Annotated in this window: 8 protein-coding genes; 6 read left to right on the top strand and 2 right to left on the bottom strand. The window is 73.7% G+C overall.

All coding sequences use genetic code 11. The features are described 5' to 3' along the window. Positions 1-114: 114 nt before the first annotated feature. Positions 115-513, bottom strand: a complete 399-nt coding sequence (locus tag ACFYNX_RS02660; protein ID WP_365549322.1) for a nuclear transport factor 2 family protein — start codon at positions 511-513, stop codon at positions 115-117. A 216-nt stretch (positions 514-729) separates the two neighbouring features. Here ACFYNX_RS02660 and ACFYNX_RS02655 point away from each other — a divergent pair, with 216 nt between their 5' ends. Continuing rightward, positions 730-3,816 (top strand): BTAD domain-containing putative transcriptional regulator, encoded by a 3,087-nt coding sequence (locus tag ACFYNX_RS02655; RefSeq protein ID WP_388656888.1) that lies wholly within the window; start codon positions 730-732, stop codon positions 3,814-3,816. Between the two features lie 94 nt (positions 3,817-3,910). On the opposite strand, the gene ACFYNX_RS02650 is transcribed toward ACFYNX_RS02655, so the two are convergent. Next, positions 3,911-4,156 carry a hypothetical protein gene (locus tag ACFYNX_RS02650; RefSeq protein ID WP_388656886.1) on the bottom strand — a complete coding sequence of 82 codons (246 nt, stop codon included), beginning with the start codon at positions 4,154-4,156 and terminating at the stop codon, positions 3,911-3,913. Positions 4,157-4,462: 306 nt separating this feature from the next. On the opposite strand from ACFYNX_RS02650, the gene ACFYNX_RS02645 reads away from it, so the two are divergent. The 5 genes from ACFYNX_RS02645 (at position 4,463) to ACFYNX_RS02625 (ending at position 19,298) form a co-directional block, all read left to right on the top strand. Further along, complete coding sequence (locus tag ACFYNX_RS02645; protein ID WP_388656883.1) at positions 4,463-5,878, top strand: helix-turn-helix domain-containing protein; 1,416 nt, start codon at positions 4,463-4,465, stop codon at positions 5,876-5,878. A gap of 128 nt (positions 5,879-6,006) precedes the next feature. After that, positions 6,007-15,528 carry an amino acid adenylation domain-containing protein gene (locus ACFYNX_RS02640; protein ID WP_388656880.1) on the top strand — a complete coding sequence of 3,174 codons (9,522 nt, stop codon included), beginning with the start codon at positions 6,007-6,009 and terminating at the stop codon, positions 15,526-15,528. Then, positions 15,525-16,325 carry a thioesterase II family protein gene (locus tag ACFYNX_RS02635; RefSeq protein ID WP_388656878.1) on the top strand — a complete coding sequence of 267 codons (801 nt, stop codon included), beginning with the start codon at positions 15,525-15,527 and terminating at the stop codon, positions 16,323-16,325. The genes ACFYNX_RS02640 and ACFYNX_RS02635 overlap by 4 nt, the downstream gene beginning before the upstream one ends. 64 nt (positions 16,326-16,389) lie before the next feature. Next, on the top strand, positions 16,390-17,424 hold the full coding sequence (locus tag ACFYNX_RS02630; protein WP_388656875.1) for a TauD/TfdA family dioxygenase: 1,035 nt from the start codon (positions 16,390-16,392) through the stop codon (positions 17,422-17,424). Positions 17,425-17,432: 8 nt separating this feature from the next. Continuing rightward, on the top strand, positions 17,433-19,298 hold the full coding sequence (locus ACFYNX_RS02625; protein ID WP_388656872.1) for an amino acid adenylation domain-containing protein: 1,866 nt from the start codon (positions 17,433-17,435) through the stop codon (positions 19,296-19,298). Positions 19,299-19,381 lie beyond the last annotated feature (83 nt).

Raw genomic sequence — 19,381 nt, 5'->3', positions numbered from 1 at the left:
GCGTTCGGCCGTCGTGGCCACCTTCCACCCCGCGCGGTCCCGGCGGCAGGTACCGAAGGCCCCCGGGGTCCGGGACCTCCGGTCCGGGCCGTCCGGCCGCGGGCCCCGGGCCGTTCAGGGCGCCACGTGGTAGTACCGCGTACAGGCGAGGACCATCCCGTCGTCGGTGATGCTGAAGAAGTCGACGAAGCGCAGCTCCCGCCCCCCGCCGTCCGGATCGACGCACCGGCCCGCGGCCACCACGCTGCGGTTCTGGGCGACGACGCGGTCGATCTCGTGGCGGCCCCTCGGCGGGGTGTGGCCGAGCCGGGCGCGCAGGACCGCCGTACGGCCCCGGACGGGAGGCATCCCGGGCAGCTCGAACACCACGCCGTCGTGCAGCAGGGAGGCGCACGAGTCCAGGTCGCCGGCGTCGAGGTAGTCGTAGACGAGGCGCACGTGGTCGACGCCCGCGGCGGTGACCAGGTCGATCCGGCCCGGCGGACCGATGGTGGTGTCATCGTGGAGGTTCAACGGCTGAGCCCCTTTCACTCTCGGTGCAGGATTCTGGGGGGCGTCACCAACTCCGGGTTATCACCCCTCTATCTCCGACCGGGATCTTCACGGCATGGACAGGGCGGGGGTGGATGTGGAGACTGTCCTCACTTGGGTCCCAAGTGTCAACTCATTTGTTTCGTGGGGGAATCGGTGACTGACGGCACAGGTGAGAGAGACCCGGGGCTCCCGGACGTGTCGCGCCTCCCCTTCCGGCTCCTCGGACCGCTCCAGGTGCACGGCCCCGCCGGACCCCTGCGGGTGCCCCCCGGCCGGCAGGAGGTGATCCTCGCGGCCCTGCTCCTCGACGCCAACCGGGTGGTCGGCACCCCCCACCTCGTGGACCTCATCTGGGAGGACAACCCGCCGGAGACCGCCCGCACCCAGGTGCAGATCTGCGTCTCCCGCCTGCGGAAACTGCTGGCCGCGGCGGCCGGGGAGGCCACGATCACGACCCGGCCCCCGGGCTACGTGCTGCACACCGAGGCGGGCAACGTGGACGCGGCGCTCTTCACCGGCCTCGTGTTACGGGCACGGCGGCTGCGCGAGCAGGGCGCGCCCCGGGAGGCCGTGCGCCTGCTGAGGAGCGCGGTGACCCTGTGGCAGGGCGAGTGCCTGTCCGGCCTCGACAGCGGCCCGCTGGCGAACCGGGCGCGCCAGCTCAACGAGGAACGGCTGTCCGCCACCGAACTCCGCATCCAGCTCGAACTCGAACTCGGCCGGTACGACCGGCTCGTGGGCGAACTCCAGATGCTCACCCACGAGCACCCGCTGCGGGAGAAGCTGCGCGGCCAGCTCATCCAGGCGCTGTACTGGTCGGGCCGGCAGGCCGAGGCCCTGGAGGCCTTCCGGGCGGGCCGGCGGATCCTCGCCGAGGAACTGGGCCTGGAGCCCGGCCGGGAGCTCCGCGCCCTGGAGTCGGCGATCCTGGCCGGCGCCCTGCCCCCGCCCGCCGGCCCCGGGCCGGACCGGCCGCCCGCCGCAGCGGCGGCGCGCGAGCGGGAACGGACGGGGGTCCACGACGAGCCCGCGGGGAGCGAAGGGGGCGGGACGCCGCAGGGCGAAGAACCGACCGTCCCCGCCCAGAGGTCCGCCCCCGCCCAGGAGTCCGTCCCCGTCCAGGAGCCCGCCCCCGTCCCGGAGGCCGTGCGCCAGGACACCGTCCCGCACCAGCTCCCCGCCGCCGTGGCCGACTTCGTGTCGGACGAGGCCCGGACCGCCGCCCTGGAACGGGCGCTGACCGGGGGACCGGACCGCACCACGGTCGGACTCGCCGCCATCACCGGCAAGCCGGGCACCGGCAAGTCGACCCTCGCCGTGCACGTCGCCCACACCCTGGCCGAGACCGGCTTCCCCGACGGGCAGCTCTACTGCGACCTGCGCGGCACCACCGGCACCCCGGCCACCCCCGCCGAGGTGCTAGGCCGCTTCCTCCGGGCCCTCGGCATCCCCGGCCAGCTCATCCCGGAGTCCCCGGACGAGCGCGCCGAGATGTACCGCACCCGGCTCGCCTCCCGCCGGGTCCTCGTGGTCCTCGACGACGCGGCCGGCGAGGGCCAGGTGCTGCCGCTGCTGCCCGGCAGCCGGGGCTGCGCCGTCCTCGTCACCGGCCGGGCCCGCCTCACCGCCCTCCCCGGCGCCCACCGGGTCGAACTGGACGTCCTCGACGAGGACATGGCCCTCGAACTCCTGGCCAGGATCATCGGCCGGGAACGGGTCGCCGGGGAGGCCCAGGCGGCCGAGGCCCTGGTCCGCACGGTCGGACGGCTCCCGCTCGCCCTGCGGATCGTGGCCGCCCGGCTCGCCGCGCGCCCCCACTGGACCCTCGCGTCCATGGTGCAGCGCCTCGCCAACGAACGGCACCGGCTCGACGAGCTGACGCACGGCGAGATGACGATGCGGGCCAGCCTGTCCCTCACGTACGAAGGCCTCGGACCGGACGACCGCCGGCTGCTGCGGCTCCTCAGCATGGCCCAGGCGCCGACCCTCCCGAGCTGGCTGGCGGGCGCCCTGCTCGACGACCGCCGCCCCTTCCCCTCCGACCTCATGGAACCGCTCGTCGACGTGCAGATGCTGGACGTCGACGGGGTCGAGCGCACCGGCGGCTTCCGGTACCGCTTCCACGAGATCATCCGGGTGTACGCGCGGGAGCAACTGGCGGCCCACCACCCGCCGGAGGTGCGGCGGGAGGCGCTCGCCCGGATGGCGGGCGGCTGGATGCACCTGACCCAGCAGGCCCACCGCACGGTGTACGGGGGCGACTTCACCGTCCTGCACGGCGACGCCCCGCGCTGGGAGCCGCCCGCCTCGTACACCGAGGAGGTCCTGGCCGACCCGCTGGCCTGGCTCGACGCGGAACAGACCGCCCTGTGCCGGATGGTCGAGCACGCCGCCGACGAAGGACTCCACGACCTCAGTTGGGACCTCGCCACCTCCCTCGTCACGCTCTTCGAGGTGCGGGGCCACTACGACCTGTGGGAGCAGACGCACCTGCGGGCCCTCGCCGCGGTCCGCAAGGCGGGCAACCTGCGGGGCACCGCCGCCGTGCGCGCGTCGCTCGGCTCGCTCTACATGAGCCGCAACCAGTTCGACACGGCACGCCAGGCGCTGACCTCGGCGCTCGACGTCTTCCAGGCGCTCGACGAGCCCCGGGGCGAGGCGCTGTGCCGGCGCGACATGGCGCTCATCGCGCGCACCAACGGCGACGACGCCTCGGCCCTGGAGCTGTACCGCAGGTCCCTGGCCGACTTCGACCGGGCCGGGGACGTGGTGGGCCGGGCGATCGTCCTGACCCAGAGCGCCCACATCCGGATGCGCCAGGGGGAGACCGACGCGGCGCAGACGCAGCTCGACGAGGCGCTGGAGATCTACGAGGGGGTCGGCTACACCGGCGGCCGGGCACGGACCCTGCGGCGCGTCGGACAACTGCTCCTGGCACAGGGCCGGAGCGATCTGGCGGTCCTGACCTTCACCGAGGTGCTGGAACTCTGCCGGGACTCCGGCGACGTGATCGGCGAGGGGCACCTGCTGCGCGACCTGGGCCACGCGTTCGCGGTGATGGGCCGTCCCGACCGGGCCAGGGACTTCTACGACCGTGCCGTGGCCGCGCGGGAGGAGATCATGGACCTGAGCGGGGGTGCGCTGGTGCGTCTTGACCTCGCCCGGATCCTCGGGGAACCGGGGCGTTCCCGGGAACTGCTCGCTCCGGCCGTGGAGGTCTTCCGCGAGCGGCGGATGGGGCGGGAACTGGCGGAGGCGAAACGATTGCTCGGAGCCGGCTGACGCCGTGGGGCGGTCGTGAGCGGGGCCGAGCGGGGGTGCGGCCGGGGGTGACCCGGAGGTGGGACCGGGGACGTGATCCGGGGGTGCGACCGGGTCAGTCCCAGGGGTTGTTGTCGGTGCTGCCCGCGGTGCCGGTGCCGGTGCCGGCACCCGTGCCCGTTCCGGTGCCGCTGCCCGTACCCGTGGTGTCGCCGGATCCGTTCCCGTAAGGGGCCGTCGTCACCGTGCCCGTGGGCTCGTCCGCCCAGCTCGCCTGGGCGCCGACGCCGGTCACGAGCACGATCAGGGCGGAGGCGACGGCGGTGCGGAGGGCGGTGCGGGCGGCGGTGGTCTTCGACATCGGATTCTCCCTCTCGGTGGGGCGGTGCTTCCTTGTGACCACCACGCTAGGAACGACCGGATTCACGGCACCGTCCGCTGCCTTATCACCCCACTATCACGGCGCGGTCCCCGCTTTCACCGGCGGGCGGCCCGCTATCACCGGAGGTCCCGCACCGCCCCCACCAGGGGGTTAGTCACGGGATGTCCCCTGGATAGCCCCGTCCTCACGATGGAGAGCAGCAGACGGCGGGGCCCTTGCGCCAGCCGGCGGCCCGACCGGGCCGCCGCCAGGGCCCCGCCCCGACTCGACCAGTGGGGGCTCTTCATGGCGACGACCATTCTTTCCCCGGAGGACACCGCCGCGGCCACCGCCGCGCTCGGCACCCTCATACGCGGCCACCGGCTCCGCATCGGCCTCACCCAGCGCGAGCTGGCCGACCTGTCCACCATCAGCGTCCGCGCCATCCGCGACCTGGAGAAGGGCAAGGCCCAGCGGCCGAGAACCGACACGCTCCGGCTCATCGCCGACGCCCTGCGCCTGGGCCCCCGGGCCCGCACGGCCCTGGAGGAGGCGGGGCGGCGCGGCCACCGCGGCGGCGGAGGCGCCCGGTACCTGTCCCTGGAGCGCTCGGCACCCCCCGTACCCCTGCACCCGCTGATCGAACGGCGGGCCGAGGCCGCCGTCGTCGCGGAGGAACTGCGCTCCGGAACCGAACGGCTGATCACCGTCGTGGGCCTGAGCGGCGTCGGCAAGACCAGACTCGCCCTGGAGGCGGCGGCCCGACTGCACGACGCCGGCCTCCCCGTGCTGTGGCACACCGCCCCTGGGGCGGTCGCCGACTGCCTGCCGGCCGACGACGACCCGCTCGCCGCCCCGACCGCCGACTGCGCCGCCTTCCTGCACGGCGAAGGTCCCGCCGACGCCGTTCCCGCCGAGCTCACCGGCCTGCTCGGCGACCGCGCGGCGCTCCTCGTCCTCGACGGCGCCGACACCGCGCGGCTCGACTTCCAGCGCCTCGGCCGGCTGCTGCGCGAACTGCCCGGACTGCGCCTCCTCGTCACCGCCGACACGCCCTGGGACGTCCCCGGCGAACGCCTCTTCCTCCTCGCCCCCCTGGAGGCACCGGCCCCGGCCGGCAGTGCCCGCCCCGACGCCCCCGCCACCCGGTTCTTCCTCGACCGGCTCCGCCGCGTCCGCCCCGACATCGTCCCCGACGACCGGGCCCTGACGGACATCGCGTGGGTCTGCCACCGCCTCGACGGGCACCCGCTCGCCCTCGCCGCGGCCGCCTCCTGGCTCACCGTCTGCGACCTGCCCACCCTGCGCGGCATCGTCGAGTCCGACCCCGCCCCGCTCCTCGACCACCTGGCCGACGGCCGGTCCGGCTCCCACCTCCGGGAGAGCGTCGGCCGGACCCTGGCCGCGCTGCCCGCCGGCCACCGGAGCCTGATCGCCGAGCTGTGCGCGGCCGGCCGGGACGAGTTCCTCCTGGAGGACGTCGTCCGGTCGACCGGCCTGCCCCTGCCGCACTGCGGGCGCATGGTCCGCGACCTCCTCGTCGGCGGCGTGATCCGGTCCAGCACGGACGGCGGCCGCTCCGCGTTCCGCGTGCTGTGCGTCGTCCGGGCCGTCGCCTCGACGACCGCGTGCGCCTCGACGACCGCGTGCGCGCCGGCGGCCGATGTCGCCGCTCCCGCCGGGACCGCTGCCGCCGCTCCTGCCGGGACCGCTGCCGCCTGACTGCCGCCGCGCTGCCGAACCGCTCGCGTACCGCCGGAGCAACTGCCGCTCCCGGCCCGCACCCACGGGTTGTATGGCCACTGCCCCGCCTCCGGCCGCCGCGCCTTCCTCTCCTCCAGGAGCCCTCCATGCCGTTCGACACGCCCGTCGCACCCGCTCCGGCCGCCGTCCGGTTGCCGCTCTCGGTGGCCCAGCGTGACATCTGGACGGCGCACGCCCTCGACCCCACCGGCGTCAAGTACAACGTCGCCGAGTGCCGCGAGATCATCGGCCCGGTCGACCCGGAGCTGATGGCGGCGGCCTGGCACCGGCTCGTCGAGGAGGCCGACTTCCTCCGCATCCGCGGCTTCGAGGACGACGGCGAGCAGGTCCGGCAGGTCGTCGACCCCGACGCCGGCACCCGCCGCCTCCCGTTCATCGACGTGAGCGCGGCCGACGACCCCGAGGCCGAGGCCTGGCGCCTGATCGACGGCCTGATCAGCACCCCCTTCGACCTGGCCCGCCGCCCGCCGGTCCGCTGCGCGCTGATCAAACTGGGCGAGGAGCGGTTCTTCTACTTCTACGGGTTCCACCACCTGGTCGTCGACGGCGTCGGCGTCTCGATGGCCCTCGCCCGCCTGGTCGAGCTGTACGAGCGGGCGGTCGCGGGCGAACCCTGGGGACCCTCCCCGTTCGGGAGCCTCGCCGACCTGCTCGCCGAGGACGCCGCGTACCGGAACTCCGACCGGGCCACCGCCGATCTGGCCGCCTGGCGGGAGCACCTCGCCGGTGCCCCCGACGCGCCCGCCGGCCTCGTCCGGGGCACCGGCCGGGCCCCCGCCGCGCACGGCGGCCTGCCCTTCGCGCGCCGCAGCGCACGGGTGTCCGCGGCGGACGCCGACCGACTGCGGTCGGTCGCCCGGGGCGAACGGGTCTCCTGGTCGGTCCTCCTCGTGGCCCTCTTCTCGGTCTACCTGCACCGCGTCACGGGCCGCGAGGAACTGGTCCTCGCCCTGCCCGTGACGGGCCGCACGACCCGGCAGGCCCGCAGTACGCCCGGCATGCTGTCGAACGTGGTGCCGCTCCGGCTCCGGGTGCGGCCCGAGGAGACCCTCGCCGCCCTGGTCCGCTCGGCCTCCGCCGAGGTCAAGCACGGGCTGCGCCACCAACTGACCCGGTACGAGGACCTGTGCCGGGACGCCGGGACCGTCGACGGCTCCCGCCGCCTCGCCGCGCCCGTCCTCAACATCATGGGCTTCCACGCGGAACTCACCGTGTGCGGCAGCCCGACCCTCAACCACAACATCAGCAACGGCCCGGTGGACGACCTCGCCGTCGCCGTGCTCGACCTCGGCGCCGAGCACGGCCTGCGGATCGACTTCGACACCCCGCTCGACGGCGTCGACGTGACGTCCGTCGCCGCCCACCAGGACCGCTTCGCCGCCTTCCTCTCCACCGTCCTCGCCACGGACCGGCCGGCCGGGCGCCGGATCGCCGACCTCGACGTCCTGACGGAGGCCGAACGCGCCCTGCTCACCGGCCCGTGGGCCGGCCCCGTCAGCAAGGCCGGTACCGCCCCCACGACCCTCGTGGCACGCTTCGAGGAGCAGGCGGCCCGCCACCCGGACGCCACCGCGCTGATCGACGGCGAGCGGAGGGTCACGTACGCCGAGCTCAACGCCGCCGCCAACCGCTGGGCCCGCCACCTGAGTTCACGCGGTCTGGGGCGCGGAGACCTGGCGGGCGTCCTCCTGGAGCGCGGCATCCGCTTCGCCACCGCCCTCCTCGCCGTCCTCAAGACCGGCGCCGCCCACGTCCTGCTCGACCCCGACTTCCCCGACGAGCGCCTCCGCGCGGCGGCCGACGACGCCGGCATCCGCCACCTCCTCACCCGCCCGTCCCTCGCCGGACGCCTCGAAGGACCCTGGACGGTCCACACCGAGGCCCCCGGTGAACTCCTCTCCCACGGCCCCGGCAACCCCGGCCTCCCCGTCGCCCCCGACGACCCCGCCTGCCTGATGTTCACCTCCGGCTCGACGGGCCGGCCCAAGGCGATCCTGTCGTCCCACCGGAACCTGGTCTCCACCCTGATCGGCCAGCCCTACCTCCCCACCGGCCCGGACCAGGTCTACCTCCAGTGCTCGCCGGTCTCCTGGGACGCGTTCAGCCTGGAGCTCTGGGGCGGCCTCCTCCACGGCGGCACCGTCGTCCTCCAGCCGGGACAGAAACCCGAACCCGCCCTCGTCGCCGAACTGGCGCGCCGCCACGGCGTCACCACGCTCCTGCTGTCCGCCACCCTCTTCAACTACCTCACCGACGAGCACCCGGAGGCCTTCGACACCGTCACCACCGCCTTCACCGTCGGCGAGGCCGCCTCCCCGGCCCACGTCCACAAGCTCCAGCGGCTCAGGCCCGGCATCGAGGTCGTGAACGGGTACGGGCCGGCCGAGGTGATGATCTTCGCCACCACCCACACCGTCGAGCCCGGCGAGCGCCCGCACCCCGCGATCCCGATCGGAACCCCCCTCGTCGACAAGGCAAGTCACGTCCTCGACCCCCGTCTGAACCTGTGCCCGCCGGGTGTCACCGGGGAGCTCTATCTCGCGGGTGAGGGCCTGGCCCACGGCTACCTGGGCCGGCCGGACCTGACGGCGACCCGTTTCGTGCCGAACCCGTTCGGACCCGGTCGCCTTTACCGGACCGGTGACCTGGTCCGCTTCGACGGCGAGGGCCGTCTCGTCTACGAGGGCCGGGCGGACGACCAGATCAAGATACGGGGCTTCCGCGTCGAGCCGGGCGAGACCGAGGCCGCGCTCCTGACCCACCCCCGGGTCACCCGGGCCGTCGTCACCGTCCACGAGAAGCGCCTCGCCGCGTACGTCGTCGCCGACGGCGACGTACGCCCCGAGGAGATCCGCAAGCACGTGGCGGACCGGCTCCCCGAACACCTCGTCCCCACCTATCTGACCCTCCTCGACCGACTGCCCGTCACCCCCAACGGAAAGATCGACAAACGGGCCCTGCCGGCCCCGGCGGCCCTCCTCGCCACCCGGCGCGCCCCGCGCACCCGGACGGAGGAGACCCTCGTCGCCCTCTTCGGCACGACGCTGGAGACGACGGACCCGATCGGCATCGACGACGGCTTCTTCGCCCTCGGCGGCCACTCGCTGCTCGCGGCACGCCTGACGAACCACATCGCGGACGCCCTGGGCGTGCGGCTCACGATCCGGGACGTGTTCGAGAACCCGACGCCGGCGCGTCTCGCGGAGCTGATCGCGGGGGCGCAAGGCGTACGGGACGTCCTTCCGCCGCTGGTCGCGGGCGAGGGCACGGACGGGAACGGCGCCCTGCCCCCGGCCTCGTACGCACAGCGGCGCCTGTGGCTCCTCGCGGGCATGGACGGGGACAGCGCGGCCTACAACGTGCCCATGGTGGTACGCCTGGAGGACGGCGGGCTCGACGTCGGAGCCCTGGAAGCGGCACTGGGGGACGTGGTGGAGCGGCATGCGCCGCTGCGGACGGTCTTCGAGGGCGTGGACGGCGAACCGCGCCAGCGGATCCTCCCGCCGGACCTCGCGAGGACGACGGTCCGACGGCGGCGCGTGGAGACGGCACACCTGGACGCCGAACTGGCCGCCGAGGCGGGCCGGGTGTTCGACCTGGCTGCGGAGATCCCGGTGCGGGCGGTGGTGTTCGACCTGGAGGACGGGTCGGCGGTGCTCCTGCTGGTGGTGCACCACATCGCGACGGACGGCGTGTCGAGCGGCGTGTTCTTCGCGGACCTGGAGCGGGCCTACGAGGCCCGGGTCGGGGGAGCGGGGAGCAGTGTGCTGGAGCCGTTGACGGTCCAGTACGCCGATTACGCGGTCTGGCAGCGGCGGGTGCTGGGCGACGCGGACGACCCGGACAGTGTGCTGGGGCGGGACCTCGGCTTCTGGCGCGGCGCGCTGGAGGACCTTCCGGAGGAGCACGGGTTGAGCCTGGACCGGCCGAGGCCGGCGCGGGCGTCGCACCGGGGCGGAGAGGTCGAGGTCGATCTCGGTACGGGGGTCTTCGAGCGGGTGGTCGCGTTCGCGCGGGCGGAGGGGTGCACGCCGTTCATGGTGGTGCACGCGGCGCTGGTCGCGGCTCTGACCCGGTTGGGTGCGGGGTCCGATCTGGCGGTCGGTTCGCCGGTGGCCGGCCGCGGAGACCGGGCGTTGGACGATCTGGTCGGGTTCTTCGTGAACACGCTGGTCCTGCGGACGGACAGTGCGGGTGATCCGACGTTCCGCGAGCTGCTGGGCCGGGTGCGTACCGCGGACCTGGACGCGTTCGCGCACCAGGAGACGCCGTTCGATCTGGTCCTGGAGGCGGTCAATCCCACCCGTACCCTCTCGCGTCACCCCCTCTTCCAGATCTGCCTGGCCCTCGAATCCGAGAGCGGCCCGGCGTTCGGGCTGCGGGGCGTGCGGACCGGGCCCGTCGAAACGGTCTCCAACGGATCCGCCAAGTTCGACCTGGAGTTCTTCCTCCGCTCCGACGACGAGAAGTCGCTCCGGGCCACCGTGCTCTTCGCCGCCGAGCTGTTCGACGAGGTGACGGTACGGCGCATGACGAGGATTCTCGGGGACGTACTGGCGCAGGTGCTGGACGAGCCGGGTGTACGGCTCTCGGGCCTGGAGGTGCTGTCCGGCGCGGAGCGCGAGCTGCTGACCGGTCCGTGGGCCGGGACGGCAGCGGACATCGGGGACGTGTCGCTGGTCGGGCGGTTCGAGGAGCAGGTCGCCCGTCATCCGGGCCGTACCGCTCTGGTCGACGGTGAGCGGAGGATCACGTACGCCGAGCTGAACGCCGCCGCCAACCGCTGGGCCCGGTACCTGAGTTCACGCGGTCTGGGGCGTGGTGACATGGCCGGTGTGTTCCTTGAGCGGGGGGCGGACTTCGCGGCTGCGGTGATCGCGGTCGTCAAGGCCGGGGCCGGTTACACGCTCCTGGACCCGGACTTCCCCGACGAGCGGCTGCGTTCGGCCGCCACCGACGCCGGCATCGGCGTCCTGGTCACGAACCCCCGTCTCGCGGGACGCCTGGAGGGCCCGTGGCAGACCGTCTCCTGCTCGCCCGAGGAACTGGAAGGCCTGCCCGGGGAGAACTTGGGCACGGAGCTGACCGGGGACGACGTGGCGTGCCTGATGTTCACGTCGGGTTCGACGGGCCGGCCGAAGGGGATCCTGTCGTCGCACCGGAACCTGGTCTCGACGGTGAGCGGTCAGTCCTACGGCCGGTTCGGTCCGGACGAGGTGTTCCTCCAGTGCTCGCCCGTCTCCTGGGACGCGTTCAGCCTGGAGTTCTGGGGGGCGCTGCTGCACGGCGGAACCTCCGTACTCCAGCCGGGGCAGCGGCCCGAGCCCGTACTGATCAGCGAGCTCTCCCGCCGCCATGGCGTGACGATGCTCCAGTTGTCGGCGAGCCTGTTCAACTTCCTGGTCGACGAGCACCCGGAGGCCTTCGCCACGGTCACGGTCGCCTTCACCGGCGGCGAGGCCGCCTCCCCGGCGCACGTGCACAAGCTCCAGCGCCTCAAGCCCGGCCTTGAGGTGGTGAACGGTTACGGGCCGGCGGAGTCGATGGGCTTCACCACCACGCATCCCGTCGATGCGGCCGACCACCCTCACACCGTGATCCCGATCGGAACTCCGCTCGTCAACAAGGGCGGTTACGTCCTCGACGCCCATCTGAACCTGTGCCCGCCGGGTGTCACCGGCGAGCTCTATCTCGCCGGTGAGGGTCTGGCTCACGGCTATCTCGGCCGGCCGGACCTGACGGCGACCCGTTTCGTGCCGAATCCGTTCGGAGTCGGTCGTCTCTACCGGACCGGTGACCTGGCCCGTTTCGACCGGGAGGGCCGTCTCGTCTACGAGGGCCGGGCGGACGACCAGATCAAGATACGGGGCTTCCGCGTCGAGCCCGGTGAGACCGAGGCCGTGCTCCTGACCCATCCCCGGGTCACCCGGGCCGTCGTCACCGTCCACCACGATCGCCTCGCCGCGTACGTCGTCACCGACGGCGACGTCCACCCCGAGGAGATCCGCAAGCACGTGGCGGACCGGCTCCCCGAACACCTCGTCCCCGCGCACGTCATCGGCCTGGAGCGGCTGCCGCTCACGCCGAACGGCAAGATCGACAAGCGGGCCCTTCCCGAGCCGGCCGCCGTCGCCGTCTCCGGCCGCGCCCCGCGCACGCCCCTCGAAGAGACCCTGCTCGCCCTCTTCGTCCGCGTCCTGGACACGACCGCCGACCTCACCGTCGACGACGACTTCTTCCACCACGGCGGCCACTCGCTGCTCGCGGCACGCCTGACGAACCACATCGCGGACGCCCTGGGCGTACGGCTGACGATCCGGGACGTGTTCGGGAGTCCGACGCCGGCGCGCCTCGCGGAGCTGGTCGCGGCGGAGGAAGGCGTACGGGACGTCCTTCTGCCGCTGGTCGCGGGGGAGGGGGAGAAGGGAGACGGACTGCCCCCGGCGTCGTTCGCGCAGCGGCGGCTGTGGCTCCTCTCGCAGCTCGACGGGGACAGCGCCGCCTACAACGTGCCGATGGTGGTGCGCTTCGAGGGCGGCGGGCTGGACCCGGCCGCGCTGGAAGCCGCGCTGGGGGACGTGGTGGAGCGGCATGCTCCGCTGCGGACGGTCTTCGAGGGCGTGGACGGCGAACCGCGCCAGCGGATCCTCCCGCCGGAGCAGGCACGTGTGCGCGTGGAAACACGCCGGACCCAGACCGGTCTCCTCGAAGCGGAGCTGACTGCCGAGGCGGGCCGGGTGTTCGACCTGGCTGCGGAGATCCCGGTGCGGGCGGTGGTGTTCGACCTGGGAGACGGACCCGCGGTCCTGCTGCTGGTGGTGCACCACATCGCGATCGACGGCGTGTCGAATGGTGTGTTCTTCGCGGACCTGGAGCGGGCGTACGGGGCCCGGGTCGGGGGAGCGGGGAGCAGCGTGCTGGAGCCGCTCACCGTCCAGTACGCGGATTACGCGGTGTGGCAGCGGCGGGTGCTGGGGTCGGCCGACGATCCGGACGGCCTGCTGGGGCGGGACCTCGGGTTCTGGCGCGGCGCGCTGGAAGGCCTTCCGGAGGAGCACGGGTTGAGCCTGGACCGGCCGAGGCCGGCGAAGGCCTCGCACCTGGGCGATCAGATCGAGGTCGACTTCGGTGCGGAGGTGTTCGAGCGGGTGGTCGCGTTCGCGCGGGCGGAGGGGTGCACGCCGTTCATGGTGGTGCACGCGGCGCTGGTCGCGGCTCTGACCCGGTTGGGTGCGGGGTCCGATCTGGCGGTCGGTTCGCCGGTGGCGGGGCGTGGAGACCGGGCGTTGGACGATCTGGTCGGGTTCTTCGTGAACACGCTGGTCCTGCGGACGGACAGTGCGGGTGATCCGACGTTCCGCGAGCTGCTGGGCCGGGTGCGTACTGCGGATCTGGACGCGTTCGCGCACCAGGAGACGCCGTTCGACCTCGTCCTGGAGGCGGTCAACCCCACCCGTACCCTCTCGCGTCACCCCCTCTTCCAGATCTGCCTGGGCCTTGAGGCGGGCAGCGCGCCACAGTTGAACCTGGCCGGTGTCCGTACCTCCGAGGTCTCGGGCCTCGCGAACGGCTCGGTCAAGTTCGACCTGGAGTTCCTGCTCCGCTCCGACGACGGCCGGCGCCTGCACGGAGCGGTCCTCTTCGCCGCCGAGCTGTTCGACGAGGTGACGGTACGGCGCATGGTGACGGTCCTCGGGGACGTACTGGCGCAGGTGCTGGACGAGCCGGGCGTCCGGCTCTCGGGCCTGGAGGTGCTGTCCGGCGCGGAGCGCGAACTGCTGACCGGTCCGTGGGCCGGGGTGACGGCGGACATCGGGGACGTGTCGCTGGTCGAGCGGTTCGAGGAGCAGGTCGCTCGCCATCCGGGCCGTACCGCTCTGGTCGACGGTGAGCGGAGGATCACGTACGCCGAGCTGAACGCCGCCGCCAACCGCTGTTCCCGGTACCTGAGTTCACGCGGTCTGGGGCGCGGTGACATGGCCGGTGTGCTCCTTGAGCGGGGGGCGGACTTCGCGGCTGCGGTGATCGCGGTCGTCAAGGCCGGGGCCGGTTACACGCTCCTGGACCCGGACTTCCCCGACGAGCGGCTGCGTTCGGCCGCCACCGACGCCGGCATCCGCCACCTCCTCACCTGCCCGTCCCTCGCCGCGCGCGTCGACGGACCCTGGACGACCCACACGGAAGCCCCGTCCGGACTCTCGTCCCTCGACTCCCGCAACCTCGGTCTGCCGATCGGTCCCGACGACTCCGCCTGCCTGATGTTCACGTCGGGTTCGACGGGGCGGCCGAAGGGGATCCTGTCGTCGCACCGGAACCTGGTGTCGACGGTGAGCGGTCAGTCCTACGGCCGGTTCGGTCCGGACGAGGTGTTCCTCCAGTGCTCGCCGGTGTCGTGGGACGCGTTCAGCCTGGAGTTCTGGGGCGCGCTGCTGCACGGCGGAACCTCCGTACTCCAGCCGGGGCAGCGGCCGGAACCGGTGCTGATCAGTGAGTTGTCCCGTCGACACGGGGTGACGATGCTCCAGTTGTCGGCGAGTCTGTTCAACTTCCTGGTGGACGAGCACCCGGAGGCCTTCGCCACGGTCACGGTCGCCTTCACCGGCGGCGAGGCCGCCTCCCCGGCGCACGTGCACAAGCTCCAGCGCCTCAAGCCCGGCATCGAGATCGTCAACGGCTACGGCCCCGCCGAATCGATGGGCTTCACGACCACCCACTCCATCGCCCGTGGCGACGAGCCGCCCGCCCTCGTCCCGATCGGAACTCCGCTCGTCAACAAGGGCGGTTACGTCCTCGACGCCCATCTGAACCTGTGCCCGCCGGGTGTCACCGGCGAGCTCTACCTCGCCGGCGAGGGCCTGGCCCACGGTTACCTCGGGCGGCCCGACCTGACCGCCACTCGCTTCGTGCCGAATCCGTTCGGACCGGCCGGTGGGCGTCTCTACCGGACCGGTGACCTGGCCCGTTTCGACCGGAACGGCCATCTTCTTTATGAGGGCCGGGCGGACGACCAGATCAAGATACGGGGCTTCCGCGTCGAGCCGGGAGAGACCGAGGCCGCGTTCCTGACCCATCCCCGGGTCACCCAGGCCGTCGTCACCGTCCATCGCGACCGGCTCGCCGCCTACGTCGTCACCGACGGCGACATCCCTCCGGAAGAGGTCCGGGGGCACGTCGCCGAACGGCTCCCCGAGCACCTCGTCCCGACCCATCTCACCTTCCTGGAGCGGCTGCCGCTCACGCCGAACGGCAAGATCGACAAGCGGGCCCTTCCCGAGCCGGCTGCCGTCGCCGCCTCCGGACGCGCCCCGCGCACGCCCCTCGAAGAGACCCTGCTCGCCCTCTTCGTCCGCGTCCTGGACACGACCGCCGACCTCACCGTCGACGACGACTTCTTCCACCACGGCGGCCACTCGCTCCTGGGGGCCCGCCTCACCAACCACATCGCCGGTGCCCTGGACGTGCGGCTCACCGTCCGCGACGTCTTCCAGCACCCGACCCCCGCCCGGCTCGCCGCGCACATCGACACGCTCAGGGCCGCCGCCGTCCCGGCGAAGAAGGCCCGGCCCGCCCTCCGCCGCCGTACCGAGACAGAACGGATCAGCTCATGACCTCCTCCTTCCCGGACTCCGCTGTCGTCCCCGCGCCCGAAGACGTCGTCTGGGACCTTCCCGGGGACGCCCCGCACCGCCTGTCGCTCCTCGTCCTCCCGCACGCGGGAGGCAACGCCCACGCGTACAGCGCGTGGCGCGAGCACCTGCCGGCCGACGTCCGGCTGCTGATCGGCCAGTACCCGGGCCGGGGCGCCCGCTACAGCGAGGACCTGCCCGAGTCCGTCGACGACCTGGCGCTCCCCGTGGTCGACGCCCTCCCCTCGGACACCGGCCCCCTGGTGGTCCTCGGGCACAGCATGGGCAGCCTGGTCGCCTTCGAGGTGACCCGGGCCCTCCAGGCCGGCGGCCGCACCCCGCACGGGCTGATCGCCTCCGCCTGCCGGGCGCCCGTCCTGCCCAACCAGTGCCCGGTCCGCCCCGAACTGTTCGACGACGACCAGCTCGTCGCCGCCATCAAGGAGCGCGGCGGCACCGACGACGGCATCCTCGACGACCCGGAGCTCCGCGAGATCGTCCTGCCGTCCATCCGCGCCGACTTCGCCATCGACGACGTCTACCGGTGCACCGCCCCGAGCGTGCGGCTCGACTGCCCGGTCACGGTCTTCGGCGGCGACGCCGACCCGATCGTCCCGGTCGACATGCTCGGCGGCTGGTCCCTCGTGGCCGGTCACCCGGTCGAGCCCGAGGTGCTCCCCGGCGACCACTTCTACTTCCAGCAGGACCTGCCCGGCTTCTTCGCCCGGCTGAACCCGGTCCTCGACGCCCTGCACGCCTCCGCGGCCACGGCCGCCTGACCCGCGCCGCAGGTCGACCCCGCCCGCCCCCCTTTCCACTTCCACGGAAGACGAGGAACCCGTCATGACCACCTTCGCCCCCAGCCCGGCCACCGCCGGCGTCACCGTAGTCCGGGAGCCGGGCAAGCCGGCCGTCCTCCACACACCCGCCTTCGGCACCATGGCCGAGGCCACCGCGTGGCTGTCCGACCGGCGCGCCGACATCCAGGCCGAACTGCACCGCTCCGGCGCGGTCCTCCTGCGCGGCCTGCCCGTCACGGACGCGGCCACCTTCGCCGAGGCCCGGGACGCGCTGATCGCCGAGCGCGCCGGCTACAAGGAGAAGGCCACCCCGCGCACCGACTTCGGCGAGGGCGTCTTCTCCTCCACCGACCTGCCCGCCGCCCAGCCGATCCGCCTGCACAACGAGAACAGCTACACCCTCGACTTCCCCGGCGTGCTGCTCTTCGGCTGCGTCACCGCCCCCGAGACGGGCGGCGCGACCACCGTCGGCGACATGCGGAAGGCCCTCGCCGCCCTCCCGGAGGACCTCGTCGACCGGTTCGCCGAGGCCGGCTGGCTCCTCGTCCGCAACTACGCCGACCTCGCGGGCATGCCCTGGCGCAAGGCCTTCTCCTCGGAGGAGCCGGCGGGCGCCGAGGCGTACTGCGACGCCCACGCCATCGGCTACGAATGGCTCGACGAGGACACCCTGCGCACCCGCCAGCGCCGCTCCGCGATCATCACCCACCCGGTGACCGGCGAGCGCGTCTGGTTCAACCACTTCGCGTTCTGGAACGCCCGCAGCCTCGACGAGGACGTCCGCGAGGTCCTCACCGAGACGTTCGGCGAGGACGGCCTGCCCTTCCAGACTCTCCTGGGCGACGGCACCACCCTCACCGACGCCGAGGTGGACGCCGTCAACGACGCCTACCAGGCCGTCACCGTGCGGGAGACCTGGCAGGCCGGCGACCTGATGCTCGTCGACAACATCCTCTGCGCCCACGGCCGGGAGTCGTACACCGGGGACCGCAAGATCCTCGTCGCCATGGGCGAGCCGGTGCCGCTGTCCGCCTGCTCCCCGACCACCGCCCCCTCCACCGCCCCGTACGGAAGGTGAGCCCCGCCATGACCGCCGTCCTCCCCGAGCGCCCCGCCGCCCTCTCCGCCCCCCTCGCGGGGGAGCACCACATCGCGGGCCCCTGCCCCTGCGGCACGTGCGCCGCCGCCGGCACCGGCGCGGCCGACCTGCTCGCCCGGCTCGCCACCGCCCCCGGCGGCCGTACCGCCGTCGTCGCGGGCGACCGCACCCTCACCTTCGACGAACTGCGTGCCCGGGCCGCCGCGTTCGCCGCCGGGCTCACCGCCCTCGGCACCGGCCCGGAGAGCGTCGTCGCGCTCTGCCTGCCGCGCGGCGCCGACCTCGTCACCGCGATCATCGGCACCCTCACCGCCGGCGCCGCCTACCTGCCGGTCGACCCCGCCCTGCCCGCCGAGCGCCGCCGTTACCTCGTCGAGGACTCCGGCGCCGACCTGGTGGTGACGGACGGCACGGCCGGATCCCCCGCCCCCGGCGCCCGCGCCGTGACGATCGCCGAGCTGACGGACGTACGGAACGGCACCCGCACTCCGTACGCCCCCGTCCCGGTCACCGCCGGCACCCTCGCCTACGTCATCTACACCTCCGGCTCCACCGGCCGCCCCAAGGGCGTGGAGATCGGCCGCGGAGCCGTCTCCCTGCTGCTGCGCGAGCTCGAAGGGGCGGGCGCCGCCACCGGCGAGGGCCGCCGGGTCGGCTGGAACGCCTCCCCGTCGTTCGACGCGTCCGTGCAGCAGTGGGTACGGCTCTGCCGGGGCGACACGCTCGTCATGATCGACGAGGAGACCCGCCGCGACCCGGCGCTCCTCGCCGCCCTGATCGACGAGCGGGCCCTCACGGACCTGGACGTCACCCCGTCGCACGCCGACCCCCTGCTCGACCTGCTCACCCCCGGCGGCGGCCCGCGCCCGCTGACCCTCCTCGTCGGCGGCGAGGCCATCGGCCCGGCGCTGTGGGACCGCCTGGCCGCCGCCCACGCCTCCGGCCTCCTGCGCGCCCTCAACGTGTACGGGCCCACCGAGTGCACCGTCGACGCCACCGCCGGGTGGATCGACCGGCCGGGCGAGCCGCACATCGGCACCGCCCTGCCCGGGCTCCGGGCCCGGCTCCTCGACGAGAACCTCGCCCCGGTGGGAGAGGGGGAGGCCGGCGAGCTCTACCTGGCCGGTCCGCGCGTGGCCCGCGGCTACCGCAACCGCCCCGGCCTGACGGCGGAGCGCTTCGTCGCCGACCCGTCCGGCGTCCCCGGCGGACGCATGTACCGCACCGGCGACCGCTGCCGGCTGCTGCCCGACGGCCGACTGGCCTACCTCGGCCGGGCCGACGGCCAGGTCAAGCTGCGCGGACACCGCATCGAGCTCCCCGAGATCGCGGCCGCCCTCGCCCGGGTGGACGGCGTCGCCGAGGCCGCCGTGGTCCTCGGCGAGGACGCGGGCGGCACCCCTTGCCTGATCGCCCACCACCGGGGCGGCGACGCCGCCGCGCTCCGCACCGCGCTCGCCGCGGCCCTGCCCTCGTACATGGTCCCGGCCGCGTACGTCGCCGTGGACCGGTTCGCCACCACGCCCAGCGGCAAGCTCGACCGGGCCGCGCTCGCCACCCGCGTCGAGACGCCGAAGGACCGGGCCGGGACCGCCGGTCCCGCCGAGGGCCTGACCGGTACGGCGGAGGAGCTGATCGCCCGCGTGTGGACCCAGGTCCTGGGCGCCGCGTCGATCGGCCCCGACGACAACTTCTTCAAGCTCGGCGGCCACTCCCTGCTCGCCATCAAGCTGGTCTCCCGGGTCCGGGCCGAACTCTCCGTGGCACTGCCCGTCAAGGCCGTCTACGCCCACCCCCGGCTGCGCGACCTCGCCGCCCACATCGAGGCGCTGACGGCCGCGAAGGATGCCTGACCGCGGTCCCCGACCCTGCCTCCGACTCCGACTCCGACTCCGGCCCCGACCTCGCCACCGGCTCACCCACCCGCCTCCGCCAC

The organism is Streptomyces sp. NPDC007872, from assembly GCF_042868165.1.
Classification (GTDB): domain Bacteria; phylum Actinomycetota; class Actinomycetes; order Streptomycetales; family Streptomycetaceae; genus Streptomyces.
This window is presented reverse-complemented; position numbering and strand designations above follow the sequence as displayed.